Source organism: Pontibacter sp. FD36 (genome assembly GCF_015686655.1).
Lineage (GTDB): Bacteria > Bacteroidota > Bacteroidia > Cytophagales > Hymenobacteraceae > Pontibacter.
In genome coordinates this window covers 466,178-488,911 of record NZ_JADPMP010000002.1, presented here as the reverse complement: position 1 = coordinate 488,911, position 22,734 = coordinate 466,178, and the positions used below count along the sequence as shown (strand labels likewise).

Annotated in this window: 19 protein-coding genes; 6 read left to right on the top strand and 13 right to left on the bottom strand. The window is 49.0% G+C overall.

The window, feature by feature from the left end:
* Window positions 1–135: 135 nt before the first annotated feature.
* Together I0P70_RS04575 and I0P70_RS04570 are read left to right on the top strand one after the other, a co-directional pair.
* Window positions 136–1,722, top strand: coding sequence for a peptide MFS transporter (locus I0P70_RS04575; protein WP_196114990.1), 1,587 nt, complete (start codon window positions 136–138; stop codon window positions 1,720–1,722).
* A gap of 171 nt (window positions 1,723–1,893) precedes the next feature.
* Window positions 1,894–2,490 (top strand): hypothetical protein, encoded by a 597-nt coding sequence (locus tag I0P70_RS04570; protein ID WP_196114989.1) that lies wholly within the window; start codon window positions 1,894–1,896, stop codon window positions 2,488–2,490.
* 87 nt (window positions 2,491–2,577) lie between these two features.
* Here the strand turns inward: I0P70_RS04570 and groL are convergent, their stop codons facing one another.
* The 12 genes from groL to I0P70_RS04510 all read right to left on the bottom strand — a co-directional run bounded on the left by groL (window position 2,578) and on the right by I0P70_RS04510 (window position 15,104).
* On the bottom strand, window positions 2,578–4,215 hold the full coding sequence (gene groL / locus I0P70_RS04565; RefSeq protein WP_196114988.1) for a chaperonin GroEL: 1,638 nt from the start codon (window positions 4,213–4,215) through the stop codon (window positions 2,578–2,580).
* 36 nt (window positions 4,216–4,251) lie between these two features.
* The gene (groES, locus tag I0P70_RS04560; RefSeq protein WP_007659288.1) at window positions 4,252–4,542 is read right to left on the bottom strand and encodes a co-chaperone GroES; all 291 of its coding nucleotides are present in this window, start codon (window positions 4,540–4,542) and stop codon (window positions 4,252–4,254) included.
* 248 nt (window positions 4,543–4,790) lie between these two features.
* Window positions 4,791–5,171 (bottom strand): preprotein translocase subunit SecG, encoded by a 381-nt coding sequence (gene secG, locus I0P70_RS04555; protein ID WP_196114987.1) that lies wholly within the window; start codon window positions 5,169–5,171, stop codon window positions 4,791–4,793.
* A gap of 1 nt (window position 5,172) precedes the next feature.
* Window positions 5,173–6,534 carry a hypothetical protein gene (locus I0P70_RS04550; RefSeq protein WP_196114986.1) on the bottom strand — a complete coding sequence of 454 codons (1,362 nt, stop codon included), beginning with the start codon at window positions 6,532–6,534 and terminating at the stop codon, window positions 5,173–5,175.
* Between the two features lie 26 nt (window positions 6,535–6,560).
* On the bottom strand, window positions 6,561–7,085 hold the full coding sequence (locus I0P70_RS04545) for an LptE family protein (RefSeq protein ID WP_230391981.1): 525 nt from the start codon (window positions 7,083–7,085) through the stop codon (window positions 6,561–6,563).
* Entirely contained in the window at window positions 7,069–8,343 is a 1,275-nt protein-coding gene (locus tag I0P70_RS04540) for a sigma-54-dependent Fis family transcriptional regulator (protein WP_196114985.1), read from the bottom strand. The genes I0P70_RS04545 and I0P70_RS04540 overlap by 17 nt, the downstream gene beginning before the upstream one ends.
* A gap of 44 nt (window positions 8,344–8,387) precedes the next feature.
* Window positions 8,388–9,827 (bottom strand): tRNA (N6-isopentenyl adenosine(37)-C2)-methylthiotransferase MiaB, encoded by a 1,440-nt coding sequence (gene miaB, locus I0P70_RS04535; RefSeq protein WP_196114984.1) that lies wholly within the window; start codon window positions 9,825–9,827, stop codon window positions 8,388–8,390.
* A gap of 91 nt (window positions 9,828–9,918) precedes the next feature.
* Window positions 9,919–11,214 carry an anthranilate synthase component I family protein gene (locus I0P70_RS04530; RefSeq protein WP_196114983.1) on the bottom strand — a complete coding sequence of 432 codons (1,296 nt, stop codon included), beginning with the start codon at window positions 11,212–11,214 and terminating at the stop codon, window positions 9,919–9,921.
* Between the two features lie 4 nt (window positions 11,215–11,218).
* The gene (locus I0P70_RS04525) at window positions 11,219–12,697 is read right to left on the bottom strand and encodes a lipopolysaccharide assembly protein LapB (RefSeq protein WP_230391980.1); all 1,479 of its coding nucleotides are present in this window, start codon (window positions 12,695–12,697) and stop codon (window positions 11,219–11,221) included.
* A gap of 47 nt (window positions 12,698–12,744) precedes the next feature.
* Window positions 12,745–13,476, bottom strand: a complete 732-nt coding sequence (locus tag I0P70_RS04520; protein WP_196114982.1) for a zinc ribbon domain-containing protein — start codon at window positions 13,474–13,476, stop codon at window positions 12,745–12,747.
* A gap of 4 nt (window positions 13,477–13,480) precedes the next feature.
* Window positions 13,481–14,590: a Nif3-like dinuclear metal center hexameric protein gene (locus I0P70_RS04515; protein ID WP_196114981.1), complete on the bottom strand. Its 1,110-nt coding sequence runs from the start codon at window positions 14,588–14,590 to the stop codon at window positions 13,481–13,483.
* Between the two features lie 55 nt (window positions 14,591–14,645).
* Window positions 14,646–15,104 (bottom strand): hypothetical protein, encoded by a 459-nt coding sequence (locus I0P70_RS04510; RefSeq protein ID WP_196114980.1) that lies wholly within the window; start codon window positions 15,102–15,104, stop codon window positions 14,646–14,648.
* 123 nt (window positions 15,105–15,227) lie between these two features.
* Between I0P70_RS04510 and lpxK the strand changes: the two genes are divergently transcribed.
* The 4 genes from lpxK (at window position 15,228) to I0P70_RS04490 (ending at window position 21,266) form a co-directional block, all read left to right on the top strand.
* Window positions 15,228–16,304, top strand: a complete 1,077-nt coding sequence (gene lpxK / locus I0P70_RS04505) for a tetraacyldisaccharide 4'-kinase (RefSeq protein WP_196114979.1) — start codon at window positions 15,228–15,230, stop codon at window positions 16,302–16,304.
* Window positions 16,305–16,370: 66 nt separating this feature from the next.
* A complete protein-coding gene (locus I0P70_RS04500) occupies window positions 16,371–18,245 on the top strand; it encodes a putative porin (protein ID WP_196114978.1) in 1,875 nt (624 codons plus the stop codon).
* Window positions 18,246–18,260: 15 nt separating this feature from the next.
* The gene (locus tag I0P70_RS04495; protein ID WP_196114977.1) at window positions 18,261–18,866 is read left to right on the top strand and encodes a tRNA-(ms[2]io[6]A)-hydroxylase; all 606 of its coding nucleotides are present in this window, start codon (window positions 18,261–18,263) and stop codon (window positions 18,864–18,866) included.
* Between the two features lie 441 nt (window positions 18,867–19,307).
* Window positions 19,308–21,266, top strand: a complete 1,959-nt coding sequence (locus I0P70_RS04490; RefSeq protein ID WP_196114976.1) for a T9SS type A sorting domain-containing protein — start codon at window positions 19,308–19,310, stop codon at window positions 21,264–21,266.
* Between the two features lie 95 nt (window positions 21,267–21,361).
* Here I0P70_RS04490 and I0P70_RS04485 read toward each other — a convergent pair whose 3' ends face one another.
* Window positions 21,362–22,630, bottom strand: coding sequence for an asparagine synthetase B (locus I0P70_RS04485; RefSeq protein WP_196114975.1), 1,269 nt, complete (start codon window positions 22,628–22,630; stop codon window positions 21,362–21,364).
* Window positions 22,631–22,734: the final 104 nt, after the last annotated feature.

The window sequence follows — 22,734 nt, the reverse complement described above, 5'->3', positions numbered from 1 at the left end:
AGATTAGTCGCTATAATTAAAAAAGAGGTCTGCAAATGGCGTTGCCCCAAAAAATATTTGTCTGTAAGTGTTTAAACCGATATATTTACCTTCTTTGTATGCTCAACTAAACTAAACAATCAACTAACAAATCCTATGTCTTATAAAGAACATACGCTTACTGACCAGGTAAGTGAGCAAAATGCACCGATTGGCGCTGACCCGACCGGCCCAGAGATGTTCGGGCATCCGAAGGGACTGTTCTACCTTTTCTTTGCCGAGCTCTGGGAGCGCTTTAGCTTTTATGGTATGCGCGCCCTGTTGGTGTTATACATGGTGAACAACCTGTTTGAGTCATTTGCAAATCGCGATGAGATTGCAATTGGTATCTACGCAGCTTATGGCGCCTTAGTTTATGCTACTCCTGTAATTGGCGGTATGATCGCCGATAAATTACTCGGCTATCGTAAAGCGATCATGCTGGGTGCCGTTTTGATGGCGCTTGGACACTTCGCACTCGCGATCGAACATCCTGTATTCTTCTACGGTTCTCTTGCTCTTTTGATTGTAGGTAACGGCTTTTTCAAACCGAATATTTCAACGCTTGTAGGCACGCTTTACAGAGAAGGTGATACGCGCCGCGATGCTGGTTTCACCATTTTCTACATGGGTATCAACATCGGTGCGATGGTAGCCCCGCTTGTTTGCGGCTGGTTAGGTATGGAATATGGCTGGCATTATGGTTTCGGCGCTGCCGGTATCGGTATGTTGCTCGGTCTGGTGATGTTCTGGCAAGGTGGCCGTAGCGGCGTGTTTGGTAACAACGGTCTTCCGCCGGAGCCAGCTGTTATTAAAGAACGTGTTGCAGGTGTAACAAAAGAGGCCTGGGTAACGATCCTCAGCTTTCTGTCTCTTCCTGTTTTCGGTCTCCTGCTGTACAATGGTACGCTGGACCTGCCAGGTTTCGGTGAGACGGTATTCGATGGTTCCATCATGCACATCGTGATGAACTACATCCTGCTTCCAGTTATCACGCTTGTATTGATTTACAACCTGGTGAAGGTGGACAGTGTAGAGCGTCAGCGACTTTTTGTAGTAATCCTGTTGACATTCTTCATCACCGTGTTCTGGTCATTCTTTGAGCAGGCGGGTTCTTCTCTTACCCTGTTTGCAGAGCGTAACGTGAACCTGACGTTCATGAATGCGGCGCAGACCAACTCGATCAATCCATTCTTTATTATCCTGTTTGCACTGCCGTTCTCGGCTATGTGGGTGTTCCTTTCCAAGCGCCGTGTAAACCCATTCACACCTGTAAAGTTTGCCTTAGGTATAGCACAGCTTGGTTTGGGCTTCCTGATTTTCGCCTGGAGTGCCAACTATGCAGATGCGGAAGGCAGAGTGTCTATCTGGTTCCTGATCCTGGGCTATATGTTCATCACAACCGGTGAGCTATTCGTATCACCTGTTGGTCTTTCTAAAGTAACAGAGCTTTCTCCTAAGAAGATCGTGGCTTTCATCATGGGTATCTGGTTCCTGTCATCTTCTTTCGCGCACTACATCGCTGGCCTTATCGCTAAGCTGACTGCTGTGAGCGGTGGCGAAGGTGAAGCTGCTACAGGTATGGCATCCTTAATGGTATACACGGGCGTGTTTGAACAAATCGCCTATGTGGCCTTTGGATTCGCGGTGCTTGCCCTGTTGCTGACTCCGATCATGCGCAAGTGGATGCACGGCATTCACTAATCTGCAGAATATAGTATTCAAAAGAGCCCGTACTTTAACTAGTGCGGGCTCTTTGTTTTTATAGTACAATTTGTGATATTGCGAAAAATTCTGAAAATACGCCAGATTGCTTGATATATAGCTATTTGCTGCTATTTATGAATTTCGTCTTTTAGCCATTTTACAATTTACATGCATTTCTTATTCAGGCATCTTCTTTCAGCTGCTGTCCTATTACTTATCGCCACCTCCTGTGAAGTAGAAACGACTGCCATTACGGAAACTGATTCTCCCACTCCGGAGCCGCAAGTCACCGCTTATACTATCAAGAAAGGAGAACACGCCACCAACAGCCAGTTCAAGTTTGTCCAAACCTCCATCATCCGTTTTGAGGCGGCTTTTGATAGCTCAGCCATTTACACCACGACTATACCTAATAACCAGGCAGACATTAACAAACTGTATGGCCTATCAGACTGCGATACAGACCATCACACTAACAGTGCTCGTTTTGGCTGGCGCTGGTTTAATAACCGTTTGGAGATTCACGCCTATACCTATAGTAACAAGCAGCGCAACACAGCCTATATCGCATCGGTACAACCCGGCCAGACGAACAGGTATGAATTAGCAATGGGAGAGAAAGAGTATATTTTTAAAGTAAACGATACGCAAATCACATTACCGCGTTACTGCACTACAGCTAGCAGTCACTACCAGCTGTACCCATACTTTGGGGGAGATGAAGCGGCACCACACGATGTTACGATTAAGATCAGGGAGCTGTAGGTATACCTAATGCATCAGCTATCTTAAAACACGAAGCCCCGGACCTATTGGCCCGGGGCTTCGTTATTATCAGACTATGGGAGTTGATTACATCATGCCGCCCATTCCGCCCATGCCACCTGGCATGCCGGCTGGAGCTCCACCTTCTTCAGAAGGCTCTTCTGATACTACACACTCAGTAGTAAGCAGCAGACCAGCAATAGAAGCAGCGTTTTCAAGCGCCAGACGAGTTACTTTAGTTGGGTCGATGATACCGGCCGCAAACATGTTCTCGTACTTGTCGTCGCGGGCATTGTAACCGTAATCAGCCTTGCCTTCACGTACCGCCTGCACCACTACAGAACCTTCACCACCTGCGTTCGCTACAATCGTGCGAAGCGGAGACTCAAGCGCAGTTTTGATAATGCTTACACCTGTCTGCTCGTCAGCGTTGTATACGTCCACGTTGTTCAGGGCATCCAGCGCACGGATCAGGGCTACACCACCACCGGCTACGATACCTTCTTCAACGGCAGCTCTTGTTGCGTGCAATGCATCGTCTACGCGGTCTTTCTTCTCCTTCATCTCTACCTCAGTAGAAGCACCGATGTAAAGGATGGCAACACCACCGGAAAGCTTAGCAAGACGCTCCTGCAGTTTCTCCTTGTCGTAGTCAGATGTAGTAGTTTCCATCTGCGCTTTGATCTGGTTTACGCGAGCTACGATATCATCTTTCTGGCCAGCACCATTCACGATGGTAGTGTTGTCCTTGTCGATGATCACTTTCTCTGCCTGACCCAGGTAGTCCAGGGTAGCGTTCTCCAGTTTGTAACCGCGCTCTTCAGAGATCACAGTACCACCTGTCAGGATGGCGATGTCTTCCAGCATAGCTTTTCTGCGGTCACCGAAGCCAGGAGCTTTCACAGCAGCGATCTTCAGGGAGCCACGCAGTTTGTTTACTACCAGTGTAGCAAGTGCTTCGCCGTCCACATCCTCAGAAACGATCACTAGACCTTTACCAGTCTGAACCACTTGCTCCAATACTGGAAGCAGTTCTTTCATGGTAGACACTTTCTTGTCGTAGATCAGGATGTAAGGGTTGTCGAACTCCGCTTCCATCTTCTCTGGGTTGGTTACGAAGTAAGGAGACAGGTAACCACGGTCAAACTGCATACCTTCTACAGTCTTTACCTCAGTTTCAGTACCTTTTGCTTCCTCTACAGTGATCACACCATCTTTACCAACTTTGTCCATCGCGTCGGCGATCATCTTACCGATCTCAGCGTCGTTGTTGGCAGAGATAGTACCCACCTGAGCGATCTCAGAGGAGTTCTCGATTTTCTTAGACTGTGAACGTAGGTTCTCAACCACTGCGTGAACAGCTTTGTCGATACCACGCTTCAGGTCCATTGGGTTGGCACCAGCCGCTACGTTCTTAATACCGGCTGTGTAGATAGCCTGAGCCAGAACAGTAGCAGTAGTCGTACCGTCACCAGCCTGGTCAGCTGTTTTAGAGGCAACCTCTTTTACCAGCTGAGCGCCCATGTTCTCGATAGCGTCTTTCAGCTCAATCTCTTTCGCTACAGATACACCGTCTTTTGTGATCGTAGGGGCACCAAATTTCTTATCGATGATTACGTTGCGACCTTTAGGGCCCAAGGTAACTTTTACAGCATTTGCCAGTTTGTCAACGCCAGACTTAATTTTGTGGCGAGCGTCAGCATCAAATGTGATGTTCTTAGCCATAGTTATATCTCTTTGGTTTTGGTTAAATGGAATAGGTTAAAGGATAGCCAGGATATCTGACTCACGCATGATCAGGTAATCGTTGCCGTCAACAGAAATCTCTGTACCTGCATACTTGCCATACAACACCTGGTCGCCAACGGCAACCTGTGGCTTCATCAGAGCGCCTTGCTCAGATACTTTGCCCTCGCCTACAGCTACGATCTCACCGCGCTGTGGCTTCTCTTTAGCAGTGTCCGGAATGATGATACCAGACTTCGTTTTTTCCTCTGCTGCAGCAGGAGCTACAATCACTCTGTCTGCTAATGGTTTAATGCTGATTGACATAGTTTGTTATGTTTTTAGTTTTTGTGGTTAATGATTTAACGTTGAAACCATACTGTCCCTATCATTTCCTGTGCCAAGGCCGATTTTCTGCCAATTTGGGTCATTTTAGCAGTTTAAATTAGTTCCCTGTCTGACAAATTTGTCAGGTACTGTCAGTCAGGAGCTATTTGTCAGTTCGCGCTGGTAGGGGACAGAACAAAATAAAAAAGCCGGCTTTGAAGGCCGGCTTTCAATTTGTCAGTTCTTTATTACTGTGCAGTGTCTACCATTTCAGGTATCTCACCCGTTCCCGGGATTGACATGTCTTCTTCACCTTCAGTGCCTGGCAGGGCTGGGGCAGCCGGAGCACCCATCTGGCGGGCACGCTCTTCGTTCACGCTGCGGACAGTAGATTCAGTATTGGTATCGATCATCATGTGCGTACCAAGTGTCAGTACAACCAGTGCGATTGCGAAGCCCCAGGTCAGTTTCTCGAGCAGGTCGCCTGTGCGCTTTACGCCCATCAGCTGGCTGGCACCGCCACCACCAAACTGGCTTGAAAGTCCGCCTCCTTTAGGATTCTGGGCTAGTACTACTAAAACAAGAAGTACGCAAATGAAAAGAATGATACTGATTAGGGCGATATACATTTTATGTTATGTTTTGTAATTTCTCGATCTGTTCGGCAAAGTAAGACTTTTTTTCCGGATATTTCAAAATAAGCTGTTCATAAATTTTAACAGCCTTTTTAGGCTTTCCTTGTTGGATAAAGATGTTGGCCAGGCTTTCAGAAGCCATTCCCTTCTTTATTTTAGAGCTCTTGAGCGATAAATCCTCCTGTGGCTCAGGCTTTAGCTTCAGGTTGGCCATTGTCTTGAGCTTCGGATTCAGCTTGAGGAACTGGTCGATAATATCAAGCTGCTTGCTGAGCACGTGGGCAGTGGGCTGTATCGCTTTTTCGAGTTCGTGCGTTTTGCTATACTCTAGAATCAGCTCCGGGTGGAAGCTTTGAGGGCGTGACCGGGTATAGTCATCCTTCAGCTGCAGCATCTCGCCCATGCGGCTCGATCCCATCCAATAGCCCAGTGCATCTTCCGCGTATAGCCGGTCTATCTCGTCAAAAGAATAGTTAATCTCGGCATCTTCCGCGCTTGCCAGCGCAGGTTCGTCTGCATCTTCAGCAAATATGTCACTGTCAGATTCTGTATTCTCCGCTATTGACGTCTCGGTAGTGAGTGTATCAGGCTGGTAAGCTTCTGATTGGGGAACAGGTATAGCCTCTTCTTCAGTTTCAGCGTGCTGATCCTCTACTTCGGTTTCTACTTGTTCTGTCTGCTGCGATACTTCCAGTTCGTGCAGCACTTCAGCCGCTTCTGTCAGGTGAGCGTGCTCCGTTTCCTGTTCTGCAGCTTCAATGTTTTCTTCTTCCCGCTGGCTCAGCAGGTCAGTGGAAGAGGAACTGATGCTGTTGAAAGTGAACAGCAAGGCTAGTTCAGAGTCTATTTCTGCATCAGGCGATTCTGTTTCCGGCTCAGCTTCTATGTATTGACTTTCCTCAACAGGAGCAGGGGCGTATACTTCTTCCAGTGTTTCTTCCGGATATGAAGATGCCGGCTCAGGTATAACTTCTGTTGTTTCAGCATCTTCTGTTACGGTTTGTTCAGTAACAGCCACTTCTGTGTCGCTTTCCAGCTCTGTTACCGTTTCAGAAGTTATAATTTCCGCTTCATCTGCCAGGGCTGTTTCTTCTGTCTCTTCGGCATAAGCAGGTTCCAGGACAGGAGAGGTATAGATGATGCGCTTCAGGAGCTGACGGTCTGTTGCGTAGGCAGAAGCCCGGCGCAGACGCTGGGTGGAGAGCATGCTGCCTTTGTCATAAGCTGACTTTGCCAGCAGCAGATGGGCCGTCTGGCAATAGGGGAAGGTAGCCGCTACCTGCTCCAGTTCGCTTTGCTGCTGGTCAGAAATGTCGGATACCTGCTTGATCAGTTTAAGAAAGGCAGATTTATTCATGTAAAGGTGATGATGCTATGTTATGACTACCAGTTGGCAACCGTCTTGTTAAACACATCAGCCACAAGGCGATCGGTCATACGGTCGATGGCCGCAGGCGGAATGCTGGTGATGTCAACGTTTTGAGGAAAGTCCTCTGTGATCGTAAACTGCTGATCAAAGTCCTGCTCCGGATCTTTTGCGTTTGTAAAGCGGATCTGAATGCCCATGGTAAGGCGGTTCAGCGTCGCCTGGTCAATGTTGCCGTCGCGCTGTACTGCCGCTGGAGTCAGTGTAAAACTAATAATCTGTCCTTCCAATTGCAAGTCGCCGTCGCGCTGTAGTACGGTTAGGTTGGTATTACGCTGATAATAGTTTCGGAAACTGTTAGTCACCACCTGTGTCAGGTTAGAAGGACCTTCGCCGGCACTGTTCTCAAAGTTCTGAATCGAAATGGTTCGGATGTCAGGCGATATAGAGGTTCCTGTGAAAGAGTACACCCCGCAGGCGGTGCAGAAAATTGCCAATAGCAGGCTCAGGAATAAAGTGAGGCCCTTAGTTCTCGATATCATATTGCTTTAGTTTACGGTAGAGCGTTCTTTCGGAAATGCCCAGGTCATTGGCTGCATACTTCCGCTTGTTGTTGTGCTTTTTGAGCGCTTTTAGAATCATTTCCTTTTCCATTGATTCCAGCGAAAGGCCTTCCTCCTCAGTTTCATGGGAGATGTCTTCTACTCTTTCGTCGTACTCTTCCTCGTTGCGGGGATGCTGCACTGGCAGGTAATACGGCTCTGGCTGCTCTGCCCCTTTGTAAGGACGCACATGGTTTACTTTTTCTATGTTCTCAAACAGGTGGCTGTGCTCCTTGAGTAGCTCGTTATCACCTGGCTGACGCGTCATGAGCTCGAACACGAGTTTTTTGAGCTCCGATACATCGCGGCGCATGTCAAAAAGGACCTTGTAAAGCAGGTCGCGCTCCGAAAAGGACTGGTCAGCACCAGGTTCTTTTGCCAGCAGGGCTGGTACCTGGCTGCCGCCTTGCTCACGGGGCAGGTAGTGCCGCAGCTTGTTGGCATCCAGTTCACGGTCGTACTCCAGCACGGAGATCTGCTCTACAATATTCTTCAGCTGACGGATGTTGCCCGGAAAGCGAAAGCTCAAAAGCTCCTCCACCGCATCCTCCGTCAGGCTAATGGGCTTGACACGATAACGCTCAGCAAAATCTGATGCGAACTTTCTGAACAGGAGGTAAATATCCTCGCCACGTTCACGTAATGGTGGAACTGTAATTGGAACCGTATTGAGGCGGTAATAGAGGTCTTCCCGGAAGCGGCCTTTCTCTACTGCGTTGATCAGGTTTACGTTGGTAGCGGCAACCACACGCACATCGGTCTTCTGCACTTTGGAAGATCCTACCTTTATAAATTCTCCGTTTTCGAGCACACGCAGCAGGCGGGCCTGTGTACCGAGAGGCATCTCACCGATTTCGTCAAGAAAGATCGTACCGCCGTCTGTTACTTCAAAATAACCCTTGCGGGTGTCCGTTGCGCCGGTAAAGGATCCTTTTTCGTGACCGAAAAGCTCTGAGTCAATGGTGCCTTCAGGTATAGCACCGCAGTTGATGGCGATAAACTGCCCATGTTTGCGCGGACTCAGGTGGTGAATGATCTTGGAGAAAGACTCTTTGCCGCTGCCGCTCTCACCCGTGATCAGCACAGTCATATCGGTGGGGGCCACCTGGGCCGCCACCTGTATGGCGTAGTTTAGCAAGGGTGAGTTGCCGATGATGCCAAAGCGCTGTTTTATACTCTGTATATCGATATTGCGCATTATTTTTTTATTTGAAGATTAGATGACCTGGAAAATTTCCAGGCCTAATCTACCGCTTCGCCGAAGAGCGTGCCTACGGAGCAGTCGTTCACAAATACATTCACGTAATCGCCCTTCTTATAATGTTTCTTGTCAAAGATCACAACTTTGTTCTGGTCATTGCGGCCGCTCAGCTGTTGATCTGACTTCTTGGAGAAACCCTCTACCAGCACACGGTGCACACGACCCACATCACGCTTGTTGCGGTTCAGAGAACATTCACGCTGCTTTTCGATGATTTCAGCCAGGCGACGCTTCTTCACTTCCAGCGGAATGTCGTCTTCCAGTTTGCGGGCAGCCAGGGTGCCTGGGCGCTCTGAGTAGAAGAACATGTATGAGTAGTCGTACTGCACGTAGTCCATCAGCGACAGGGTATCCTGGTGCTCTTCCTCTGTTTCGGAGCAGAAGCCTGCGATCATGTCCGAGGAGATACCGCAGGCTTCACCCAGTATAGCACGGATAGCGTCTACGCGATTCAGGTACCACTCCCGGTCGTAGGTACGGTTCATCAGCTCGAGTACACGGGAGTTACCGCTCTGGGCAGGCAGGTGTATGTATTTGCAGATGTTGTCGTACTTTTTCATGGTATACAACACCTCGTCTGTAATATCTTTAGGGTGGGAGGTGGAGAAGCGTACACGCAGGGTAGGGCTGAGTTGAGCCACCATTTCCAGTAGCTGCGCAAAGTTTACGTGCTCGTTGCCGTCTTCTGAAGCCCATTTATAAGAGTCCACATTCTGTCCAAGCAGTGTCACCTCCTTATAGCCCTGTGCAACCAGTGCCTCGGCTTCTCGCACGATAGAGTGCGTATCACGGGAGCGCTCACGACCACGGGTGAAAGGCACTACGCAGAAAGAGCACATGTTGTCGCAGCCACGCATAATGGAGATAAAGGCACTTACCCCGTTGCTATTCAGGCGGATCGGGTTAATGTCGGCATAGGTTTCCTCGCGTGAAAGAAGTACGTTCACAGCCTTCTGGCCACCATCCACTTCATTGATCAGGTTAGGTAAGTCACGGTAAGCATCTGGTCCGACTACCAGGTCCACGATCTTTTCCTCTTCCAGCAGCGATTTTTTCAGGCGCTCGGCCATGCAGCCCAGAATCCCGATCACCATTTCAGGTTTCTTCTTCTTGAAGTAGTTGATCTGACCCAAACGATTGCGAACTGTAGTCTCCGCCTTCTCTCGGATAGAGCAGGTGTTAAGGAATACCACATCCGCCTGCTCGATCTGAGCCGTTGTGTCGAAGCCCTGCTCAAACATGATCGACGACACGATCTCGCTGTCTGAGAAGTTCATTTGGCAGCCGTAGCTCTCGATGTACAGTTTGCGGGTCTTGCCGGTATTGGTTTCAGCCGTTACTTTGGTGTCGCAAGAAGCGGCTGCGGTAGCCTGTTCAGGGGTGCGGTTATCTATAAAATCTAAATCAACGATTGGGTCCATACTTCAAAAAATCTCTTAGGAGGTGCAAATATACTATAATCCACTGGAAAACGTGACAGAATGGCAGAGGAATTCTTTAAATCTAATGCGCTTATTCAAGCCCTAAGGCTTTCCGTATACCTTGTGCTTTGAGCAGGCACTCTTCATACTCCTGCTCAGGTATTGAATCGTAGGTGATAGCGCTGCCCACCATGAACGACAAGTAACCTGTTAAGGCGTTGTACTGCAGACTTCGGATCACGACATTAAAGTCGAAGTCCTGATCAGGCTTCAGGTAGCCGAAGGCGCCAGAGTAAAGCCCCCGTTTGGTTACTTCCAGCTCTTCAATCAGCTCCATGGCCCTGATCTTGGGGGCACCGGTCATACTCCCCATCGGGAAAGCCCCTATCAGCGCATCGGCAATGCTACATTCTGGCCGCAGTTGACCTGATATCGTCGAGATCATTTGCGAAACCTGCCGAAAACCGTAAATGCCGAACATTTCTTCGACCTGAATGGTGCCCGTAGCGCAGGAGCGTCGCAAGTCGTTGCGTACCAGATCCACGATCATCATGTTTTCGGCCAGTTCTTTTTCGTCATGGCGCAGTTGCTGTTGTAGCTGCTGGTCCTCTTTGGGTGTAGCGCCGCGACGAATCGTCCCTTTAATGGGCTGTGAGATCAGTTTGCTCCCTTCTTTCTTGAGAAAACGCTCCGGTGAGGCGCAAAGCAGGTATAGATCATCGTATTTCAGAAAGCCCGAAAATGGTGTAGGAGAAAGTGTGTTGAGCTGCAGGTATAGCGGCAGGGGCGGCAGCTTCACTTCCTCTGCATAAAACTCCATACAGTAATTCAACTCGTATACCTCGCCATCCCGAATATAGTCCCGCACTCGCTCTACATTACGAATGTAGTCTTCCTTCAGCACTCGCTGCTGGAGCTGAATAGGGGATATAGAGAAGTTCTCAGGTATAGGAGTCGCTAGTATCTGCTGTAAAGAAACTAGAATATTATCAGCTTTGCTGCTGATGATTAGGCTGCTTTTATTAAAGTGAAGGTATAGCTCCGGTTCAAAAAAGAATATGTCCGGAAAGCCTATCGCATTTGCATTATGGCTGTTGAGTTTCTCTACCTGATTCTTGAGGTCGTAGCCTAGATAGCCGCACCATAGCGCTGGTTTTGCCTTCAGTTTGTCCTGCAGTTCCCCGAAGACATTCTCCCGTTCCCACTGAATTGGCTGTCCGTTTGATACAGCGATCAAATCATCAAAACCATGGTAAGGATAGGGGATATCATTGGAGGTATAGCTGGCTGCTAACTTGAACTGCTGCGCCCAGGCAAGAGCTTTCCGGCGAAGGAGGCTAAGTGAGCAGGATATATCTGCCAGCAGAATGGTTTTGGTATAAGCCATGTTATTACAGCTTTTTAAGCGTTTGGAGAGCCAATTTGGCTTTGCCGTCAATGCTATTTTTGTAATCGTGTCCTTTGTAAGCTAAGGCACGGCTGAACCATTGCCTGGCCATCTCCGGTTTTTGCTCGTCCTGGTAAATGTAGCCCAGTTGCAAAGCCGAATAAGGAGCAAAATAAAGTGTAGTCTGTCGGCTTGCCTCTATGGCCTGTTCATAGTGCTGTTTGGCCTGCTGCAACTTATCCATGCCGTGGTAGATGCGGGCTTTGCGGTAGTAATACTCAGCCCGCTCCGTAGGAGCAGTATCCGGCTTCATAGGCATTTGGTTCAGCATGCCAAGGGCTTCCTGATAATAGCCTCCGTCGGATTGGAGTCGGGCCAGCATCAGGTAGCGGTTAGGCTTTACCTGCTCTTTGGCAAACCGGGCTGCGTAAGCATCTTCTTCCATCTCGGTTCGCCCTGCAAGCCCTATCTGTGTCAAATGCTTTTCTGCCTGCTGTGCATGACCGCCCAGCCAGTAAGCCAGGTATAGCTTATAGTTGGCTGCTTTTAAGTAGTTCTCTCCTTTATGCAGGGACAGGAACAGTTGGTTTGACTTTATAGAGTTGTTGAAATCACCTTTGTACAGGTATAGATCTGCCGCCATGTGATGCAGATAGGGGAAGGAAAGATAGCCGGCCTGATGTGGTCTTCGCTGGTATACCTGCAAAGCGACTTCACTCTTTTTGGTTTTTTTGAGCACATGCATCGCTGCGAAAGTATAAAGGAGGTTTTCCGGGTGTTGGCGGCTTAGCTGCAACATGGAGTTGCCAGCAACTTCATCTGCCTCCGGGTCAACCAGGTGTAATAACAGGATCTGCAAAAGCTGCGCCTCTTCCCGGAAAGGATTGTCTTTGGTGGCGGCTGCCTTCAGGTTTGCCATACCTGTTTCGATACTGCCCTGCATTCCGATGATGTTGAGCAGCACACGGTAGGAGTCAGGCACGGAGCCAATCAGGACCTGCAGGGCACCGAGTGTTTTGCGGTTTGGCAGAAAATCAGGGTACTGCCGGGCGTTGGCACTGTATTGTAGGTAGGCCTGTCGTAAATCCCAGGCGGCGCCAAGTTTGTTGCCTTGCAGCAGTTTGCTCAGGGCGATCTGCAGCCGCACTTCAGCCAGGGCATAACCCACCCAAACGGAATTCTCCTGCAGGCTGCCAAGTAGCTGCAGTCGCTTTTCCTGACGAGATAGTATACCTGCGTATACCTCCGGGTTTTGTTGAATGGCCCATGTTAGAAAGTCCTGCTGGTTAGCGATCAGGATCGCGGCGGCATTGTCAGGATGATGCAGGAGCTCCTGCTGGATCAGACGGCGCCCTTCCGGTATGCGCAGGCTGATGGATGTCTCGTAGGCCTGTCGCACGGTAGAACTGTATACAGAGGTCGCTTGTGCAGGGAGGGAAAGGAGCAGGTATAGCAACAAAAAAAAAGGATGGGCAAACGCCATCCTTTTTCTATATGTATGCAAGCGCATAACGCTCAGCATGCTGTCATTTAGTAGATACGCTGCTCAACACCAGCCATAATACGGCCGCAGTGCTCGCAAACGATAACTTTTTTCTGAGCCGCTATATCAGCCTGGCGCTGAGGCGGAACTGTGTTGAAGCAGCCACCGCAGGCATCACGCTTCACCAATACTACTGCAAGTCCGTTGCGCACGTTCTTACGGATACGGGTATAGGCGCTAAGCAGACGATCTTCGATCTGCTGTGCAGCATTGTCACGGTCTTTCTCCAGGTTCTTTTCCTCTTCTTCGCTCTCGGCAACGATCTGGTCAAGCTCGTGCTTCTTGTTTTCAAGGTCTTTGCGACGCTCTTCCAGACGGTTTTTCGTGCCTTCGATCTCGTTGATCTTCTGCTCGATCTGGTAGTGTGCCTCTTTGATTTTCTTTTCTGCGATCTGGATTTCCAGTTTCTGCAGCTCGATCTCTTTCGTGATGGCGTCGTACTCGCGGTTGTTGCGTACGTTTGTCTGCTGGTCTTCGTACTTGCGGATCAGACCTTCAGCGTCTTTGATAGACTGCTTGCGTTGGGCAATGCTGTCGTTGAGTGCTGCCACTTCATCGTCAAACTTACGAACCCTTACCTCATAGCCCTCAATTTCATCTTCCAGGTCCTGAACCTCTTCAGGGAGGTCGCCTCTTACGCGTCTAATTTCATCAAGCTGCGAATCGATACTCTGAAGCTTTAGCAGTGCTTCTAATTTGCTGGCTACCGTACTTTCCATGTAGTTAATAGGTGTATCTGATAGGGTTTGTGTTTACTTCCGATAAATAGACTGCAAAATTAGTAAAGTTTTTGGAAATTGTATCATAAAAAATCTCCTTTGTAAATACCTCACTTTCATAGTGTCCGATGTCAGCAATGAGCAGGCGGCCCTCTGCATCGAAGAATTCGTGGTATTTCAGGTCGGCTGTCACATAGGCGTCGGCACCCTGGCGTAGGGCGTCTTTTATCAGGAAGCTTCCTGAGCCACCGCAAACCGCTACCCGCTTGATTTTTTTATCACTCACCGGGGTATAGCGAACGCCCGGCAACTGCATATGTTCTTTCAGATAATCAAGAAAGTCCTGCTCCGCCATAGGCGTTTCCAGCTCTCCGATCATACCGATGCCAACTTCCTGGTTGCTGTTCTCGAGCAGAGTCAGAAAATGCGCCACTTCCTCGTAAGGGTGCGCCTCCAACAATGCCTGCATGATACGCTGCTGCTTGAAGGCCGGGAAAATCACCTCCACCCGGTTTTCCTGTACCTGTTCCGGTTTGCCTTTCTCACCAATGGTAGGATCTGCTTGTTCGGAAGGAAGGAAGCGACCGGTGCCCTGTACCTGGAAACTGCAATCGCTGTACTCGCCGATTTGCCCGGCGCCGGCTTTATGTATAGCAGCCAGCACCTCATCTGTATTTTCAACAGGCACAAAAAAGGCCAGCTGCATCAGGGTATGGGGTTTGGAACTGAGCATGCGGATGTTCTGCAATTTCAGCTTTTCTGCAATCTTGGCATTCACGCCATTGTGCACGCTGTCCAGGTTGGTGTGGGAGGCGTAAATGGCGATGTTGTTTTGAATGGCCTTGATAATGGTGCGCTCCACATAGCTGCGCCCGGTCAGACTCTTCAGTCCTTTGAAAATGACTGGGTGATGCGCCACGATCAGGTTGCAGCCCTTCGCTTTCGCCTCGTCTATGACTGCTTCGGTACAGTCCAGGGTCAGCAGCACGCCTTTTACTTCGTCGTCCGCGCTGCCGGTTTGCAAACCGGAGTTGTCGTAGCTTTCCTGGTAGGGTACAGGGGCGTACTGCTCCAGCACCTTTATTATATCACCGATGGTGTTCTTATCTTTCATAGTCTAGTCTGCTTTTGAAACACCAAATTACTAAGTTCGGCACAGCCCTAAAAATTTAAAGCACCTGTAGTTGCAGATAACCTGTATCAGGCTGGCGCTTGAGCTCTTTGCCATTGAAGTAAAAAGCGGAGTAAGTATAGTCGGTATAGCACTTGCCCCGGTTCACGGTATAGGCGATGTCCAGCGTATCGGTGTTCAGGTTGTTGAGGCGTAGCAGCATGCGTACCCTCGACTTAGTGTACATGACCGGGTAGGTCTCAAAAATCAGGTTATTCACTGTTTCATCGGTTCCGGTAAACAGGTAGTTAAAGGGCTCCCCATCAAGTATCAGTTGAATAGAGTCCGGATGGATGCCGGCAGCCGGATTATCGAATGGGCTACTGCCCGAAGCGTCCACGAGGTAAAACGAAACAGGTGCCGGCGGATCGGAGCGCATGGTGGCACAAGGTGTGCAGGCTGAGGTGCCAAGCAGCAGAAAAAGTGCCAAAAAGGTAAGGGTACGGCTTGTTTTCATGTGAAGAAATATGAGGTCGGATATTGCAAGTATTAAATATAGTGTATTCAGGGAATACAAATCAAGTCCGGACAACAGGCTTTGATCATATTTCTATACCTTTGCAAGGTACAACTGCCCCTTATGACTGTTCTACGCTACCTTTTATGGCCATTTTCGATCCTCTACGGCGGTATCATGCTGCTGCGGAATCTGCTCTATGACAAGGGCTGGCTATCCTCGGAGCGTTTTGATCTGCCAGTCATAGCAGTTGGCAATCTCACGGTAGGAGGCACCGGCAAAACCCCGCACGTGGAATACTTGCTGCGGCTTTTGACCGACAAAAGAACAGCGGTGCTGAGCAGGGGCTACCGTCGCAAAAGCAAGGGTTTTGTACTGGCTGATGATAAAGCAACTGCCCATACCCTGGGGGACGAACCCTTTCAATACTACCGCGATTTTCCGGACGTGACGGTTGCTGTCTGTGAGAGCAGACCCGCAGGTATAGCACAGCTACTGCAGCTTAAACCTGCTCCTGAGGTTGTAGTTCTGGATGATGCCATGCAGCACCGCCCCGTTAATCCCTCGCTTAACCTGATGCTGACTGACTATGGCCGTCCATTCTATGAAGACCATGTCCTGCCAACCGGACTATTGCGGGAGCCCCGGCAGGGTGCCCGACGCGCCGATGCTATCATCGTAACAAAATGCCCTGCAACGCTAGCAACAGCTGAGATGATGCGTATAGACAAACGCATCCGCAGGTATAGCCGTCCTGACACACCTGTGTTCTTCAGCGCATTTCGCTATGGTAACCCGGTAGGTATAGGCAATGCGACACAGCTGTCAAAACGAGTTGTGCTGCTGACAGGTATAGCCAATGCCAGTCCATTGCTGCACTATTTAGCGGAGAAGAAATTTGAAGTTGTGCAGCACCTGGAGTATCCCGACCACTATAGCTATACCTTAGCGGATATGGAAAAGCTGAAAGGTATACTGGAAGAAAGTAATGGTAAAGATATGATTATCATTACAACACGAAAAGATGCTGTAAAACTGTCAGATGGTATAATTGCAGCTGCGACACAGGAGCTGCCGATATTCTACATACCAGTTGAAGTGTACTTTCTGCAGCAGGCTGGAGAGGCATTTGATGAACTGGTAGGGCAGCATGTAAGCACGTTCAAAGCATCTATACCCATCGCGGGGGATAAAAAATAAACTAAAACACCTTATACTTCATAGCAGTACGTATACGGGTTGCACGAAAATCACTAATTTTGGCTTGTGAAAAGTAAGCTCTTAGCAGTAATATGGCTCCTGGTAGGTCTGGCTGTTGCCCCGCAGGCACAGTCCCAGATCGTTGACGACACAACAAAAGTACTCTACAGCCCTAGAACAACACTCCAGTTGTTTGAAAACGATGTGCTGGAAGGACGGTATCTGTTGCAGCGCATTGATACCAGCATCAACAACATGCATAATGAGCGCTATTGGTACCAGGACACAGCGCATTATCAGCACCTGGGCAATGTGGGTACTGCATCCAAGCCTATTCTTTTCAGAGCCCCAAACAAGATTGGCGCCCGACTCGGCAAAAACGTGTTTGACCGCTTTGCTTATGATCCGCACCGCGTCAATTACTATGATACACGGTCGCCATACTCACACATTTACTACATTCAGGGGCAGCGTGGAGAGCAGATCTTTGAGGCCACTCACGCCAGGAACATCACCCCGCGCTGGAATGCCGGTGTGGCTTACCAGATCATTTCAGGGAACCGACAGATAGGTGTATCCAACCTGCGTCGCGATGGCATCCTGAGCAGCCAGGCCGTGAAGGCCTTTACGCATTACCGGTCCGAGAATGAAAAGTATGACCTCTTTGCAAATTTTACCCACCTCAATCACGAGCAGATCGAATTTGGCGGTATTATTCCCGGAGAAGCCAACCGTTTTCTGTTTCAGCAGGCGCTGACCTACCTCGACCAGGCCTCTACACAGGAGTTACGAAGCAACTATCACCTGATGCACATTTACAAACTGGCAGGCGAAGACCTGAAGCTCTTCCACAGCTTCGACTGGGGGCGTCAGCGCGATATTTTTCAGGATGATGCTATTTCGCGTCAGAGCAACGGTGAGCCAGTGTTTTACCCAAAAGTTCTCACACCGCTCACCCGAACCGATGACCGCACTGCTTACCGCGAAATGGAAAACATTGCTGGTGTAACCGGAAATAACAAACTGTCCTTCTACAAGGCCTACGCCAAGTTCCGCAATTCCAAACTCGACTACAGGGTGCTCAGCATAGCACAGCATGACAGCTCGGAGCGTTACAACGAAAGCAATGAAAGTCTGAGCCAATTGTTTGTAGGGGGTGAATTGCGTCTGATGTACGGCCAGGCACTATTGTCTTTTGACGGTGAGTTTCAGATGACGAACGACTACAAAGTAGGTGCCACGGCTAAACTGGGTCCATTGCAGGGGCGTGTCAGCCGTGTGCTACGCTCACCCTCACTTATAGAGCAACGTATAATCGGTAACCACTTCGAGTGGACCAACGATTTCAACAATTCTGTGACTGACCGCCTGGAGGCAACATTTGCCGGCAAACTGGGCGCACGTCAGTTTGTTCGGCTAACCGGTCACTTTAACCACATCAAGCGCCATATTTATTTCGGCCTGAATGCCGTTCCTGCGCAATATGCCGACAATCAACAGGTGTTTGGCGCCGAGCTTCAACATCATATCCGTTTCGGCAAGGTTCACTTTGAAAATTTTGTCGCTTACACGAATACGAGCGAAGCGCCTGTGATCCGCATACCGGAGTGGTTGTTTGACTCAAAGCTTTACTTTGAAGGTGCGCTGTTCAGAAATGCATTGATAGGTCAGTTTGGGGTGCAAGTGTATTCTCCTACCGCCTACATGGCCGATGCTTACATGCCTGTTACGCAGCAGTTCCATCTGCAGAATGACTTCACTATACAGCCTTACCCCGTAACGGATGTGTTTATTACAGCTGATATCAAGAACCTGAACGTGTTCCTTAAAATGGCGAACATCGCTTCCGATCTGACAGCGCCTGGTTATTTTAGTACGCCTTACTACCCGGGCATGCGGACCAGCTTTGTTTTCGGCATTAAGTGGATGTTTTTCGATTAATCTATCTGACCCCGTATGTCTTCCCAATTTACCAAAACGATACTTCGCCTTCAGCTCCCTTCTGACCCGCGTTGGGTGAACATTGCTGAGAAAAACATTGAAGAAATATTAGTTGACCACGCTTACTGCGAGCAGAAAGCGGCCACCTCAGGTATATCCCTCATTGTGAAGTACCCTGACAAGACTCGCCTTGTGGAAGAGATGACCGATCTGGTAGCAGAGGAGTGGAGCCATTTTGAGCGTGTACTGGCAGAGTTGAAAAAACGTGGCTGGGGCTTGGGTCGCAACCGGCCTGACGAATATGTGGTAGAACTGACCAAGCATATCCGCAAAGGTGGGCAACGGGAGCGCCAATTGATGGATCACTTGCTGGTGAATGCCCTGATCGAGGCCCGCAGCTGCGAACGCTTCAAACTGCTTTGGAAAAATATACAGGACGAAGAGCTCCAGAAGTTTTACTACGAGCTCATGGTATCAGAAGCGGGGCACTACGTAAGTTTTGTGAAGCTTGCCAAGGAGTATATGCCAGCAGACGTAGTGGATGCCCGCCTGAATGAACTACTCGAAATAGAAGCTGAGATCATCCGAAATCTGGAGCCCCGACCGGATAGGATGCACTAAATCAATATTGATCATACTTTTTCATTGTTTAACCGCCTAAATACACCTATTTACTTTATTTAGTTTAATCTATTATAGCTTAGTTAATACTTATTCCTTTGGCAGGAGTATACTCTATGTAAGTATCACTTCTCAAATCGAATAATTATGAAACAAGCTTACTGTATTTTGTTTTCTCTGCTTATTGTATGTCTAAGCAGTGGACAAGCTTTAGCACAAGGTAAAAGCCGGATTGGCAAGGCAGCAGAGATTTCTCAGCTCTACAAGAGTAAAGCCAACCTAAAACAAACTCAGCGATCTGCCTCTCCTGAGGTGCGCCATCAGCTCCCTGGTAACAAATCCATTTCACTGTCAATTCGCAAGAGTAAAACCGCAAGGGACGGCGAGGTTTTTTACGGGGAAGTTTCCAATGTTCCTAATAGCAACTTCTTTCTCAAAGTGTTGGGCAACCGTGTAACAGGCGATGTCATGATGCCTGATCAGAAGCGCTATTATCGCTTTACGACAGAGCCGAACGGTGATGTATACCTGCAGGAAGAAGACATTGACAAGGTGCTTTGTGTCGATTTCATGCGGCATCAAAGTGGTGAGCCTAGCCGTCCTGAGAACACTTTAGGCGCAGCTGCCATTCAGGTTCCAAAACTCGAAAGTCTGCCTGGAGCCACAGCCGTAGTACTGCTTGATTACGATGGACACTATGTTAACGGCACACTTTGGAACGAGATGTTCAATGGCGGTAACCCTATAGACGCGCTGCCTATGAACTACAGCGAGTCAGAGATAGCAGCTATGTGGGCCCTCATCAGTGCAGACTTCAGCGCATTTGATGTCAATATCACGACTAGTGAGGAGGTCTTTAACCGGGCGCCTGTCAACCGGCGTGGCAGAGTCATCTTCACGCCGACAAATTATTTTTCGCCTGGTGATGGTGGTCGTGCTTACATCGGCTCTTTTACCTTTGGTGGTGAGATTTGGGGAGAAACCCCCAGTTTCGTCTGGAATACAGGTGTCGTGAATGGCGGTAACACGGCTTCCCATGAAATTGGGCATATGCTGCACTTGTCGCACGATGGCAGAACTTCGCCCGCAGAGGAATACTACTATGGTAATGGGAGTTGGGCGCCTATCATGGGAGCAGCCTTTATTCCGTTCGCTCAGTGGAGCAAGGGAGATTATCCATTTGCCAATAACACAGAGGATGATCTGCACATAATCGCCACACGTAATGGATTCGGTTATCGCACTGACGATCATGGTGGCCATCAAGAAGCGGCTTCTGCTTTGGTGACAGATGGGACGGGGGTAGTTGCACCAGCTTCGAATAAAGGGAACATCAGCAATTCAGATGATATAGATGTATTTTCATTTGAAACATCGGGTGGTTTGGTTACGCTGCAAGTACAGCCAACTGCAGAGCATTCTAACCTGAACCCGCTGCTTGTCCTTCGAAGCGAAAGCGGTCAGGTGATCCGTGTGCAGGATGTAGGGCAACCTGCTGTCAGCATAGAAGAGGAACTTCAATCTGGCAGGTATTTTCTATCGATTGAGGGGGGAACCTCTGTTTACGGCGCATATTCTAAATATGGATCGCTTGGGGAGTATACCATCAGTGGTTACATACCAGTCGTTTCTCCGGTTATAGCAGTTGATCTAGTTTCTCCGGCAAGTGGCACTTATTTTAAAGCTGACGCTTCTGTGGATCTGGTTGTAGCACTCGACATTCCAGATAATGCCTCTATTCGACAGGTTGTCTACTACCAGGGGAATAAGGTATTGGGCGCTTCCAGCAAAGCACCCTATACTTTCCATTGGAAAGGTATAGGAAAAGGAACGTATGAAGTATATGCTGTAGCAGTCAATCAGCAGGGAGAAACATATGCTTCGGATCCTATCAGTATAACGGTTGTAAACGGTTATGGGGGAGGTAACAGGAACAGTTGCGAACTTCCGGATTGGCAACCTGATTTTAGGTATGTTGCAGGAGCACTTGCTTCATTAAACGGCAACACTTACGAAGCCCAGCGCAACTCAACAGGAAGTAATCCTTCGCAAAATAGTCACGCAAAGGGTGATTGGAAATACAGAGGCCCATGCCGTGGAGCAATTGCTTCAAACAAGTCGTCTTCTAAAGCTACAGCGGCTTTTTCATCGGACGACATCCTGGTATATCCTAACCCGGCCAGAAACAGGGGCGTTTTGCAAGTCGAGCTGCCTGAAGTACTGACTACAGCGCAAGTCACGCTGCAGGAAGTAGGTACTGGAGCCAGGTTAATGGAAAGCAATTACCGCCAGGTATCCAAGATACCGATTCAACTTAATAAGCTTCCTCATGGTTACTATGTGCTCAGAATTGTATCAGACAACCAGGTGTGGACCAGAAAAGTTATTATTAATCCATAGACTGACGCTTTAGATCGGATACTATTGTAATTGGAGACCCTACAGTTGCAGGTTGTCAAATGCCTGCAACTGTAGGATCTTATATTTTGTGTATATCATGTCTTCTGCTTTTTCTTCTTAGCTGCCGGGAACAGGATGTTGTTCAGGATAAGCCTATACCCGGGTGAGTTAGGGTGCAGGGCCAGATCGGTAGGGTCTTCGCCTACCAGGTGCTGGTAGTCTTCCGGGTCATGACCGCCATAGAAGGTCCAGGTGCCACGGGCGAACGTGCCATGCATGTAGCGAATCTCGCCCACTTCTTTGTTTTCACCCATCACCACCACTTCTGGTTTAACGAGACTTTTGCGGAACGCGGTTGTCTGGCCCATGAACCCTTTGATAGTTTTAGCGTGGTTTTGCGTCAGCATGGTAGGTATAGGGTCCCACTTGGCTGAGAAGGTAAAGAGCTGAAAAAAGTCGTTTGGCTCTGTCAGACCGCGCTCTTGTGGTTGCATGTCAATATTGGAGTACTCGTACTCAAGCGGGTTCCGCACCAGTGAGAAATCTTTGAATGCAAAGGTCTTACTGAAGTCCAGTTTACTTTGCGCATTGGGATCAGCACCGTCGCCGTCGTACATTGATTCAATAAAGTCCACGCCTTCTGCCGCCAGGGCTATGTCATAGGTATCGGTGGCAGAGCACATGGCAAACAAAAAGCCGCCTCCGGCACAGAAATCTCGGATGGTGCGGACTACCGCTCCTTTCAATTCTGACACCTTTTTGAAGCCAAGCGATTTGGCAGAAGCTTCTGCTTCGCGCTGCTGTTCCTGGTACCAGGGATAATGGCGGTAGCTCGAGTAAAACTTGCCGTACTGCCCTGTAAAGTCCTCGTGGTGAAGGTGTAGCCAATCATACTTAGGTAGGTCACCGCGCATGATCTCTTCGTCATAAATCTTATCATAAGGGATCTCGGCGTAGGTCAATACCAGCGTCACCGCATCGTCCCAGGGCATTTTGGACTTTGGAGTATAGACAGCAATCTTAGGTACCTTTTCCAGCTTCATGACATCCATATTGGCCTCTGGGTCGCTAATCTGGGTGAGGATGGTGTTGTATTGTGCATCAGAGATAACCTGGTAGCTGATCCCGCGCACGACCAGCTCGTTTTCAAGCTGCGGGGCATGCTGGAAGGCAAAGCTACCGCCCCGGTAATTAAGGAGCCAGTCAACCGACACACTTTTGGAGAGCACCCAATAAGCCGCTCCATACGACTTCAGGTGGTCTTTCTGGCTTTCATCCATCGGTATAAGTACCGTGGAGCTGAAAGCATGAAAGGGGAGAACCAGGTATGCGATGAGCAGTATCAGATGGCGGAATGACTTCATGGGCTTAACATATGGTAACAAATGTATTGAAATTGGTTCTTTTTTCAGATATTGGAGGTAAATTAGAAACCAGAGGTTCTTCCTTATACTTAACGCAGGGGGGA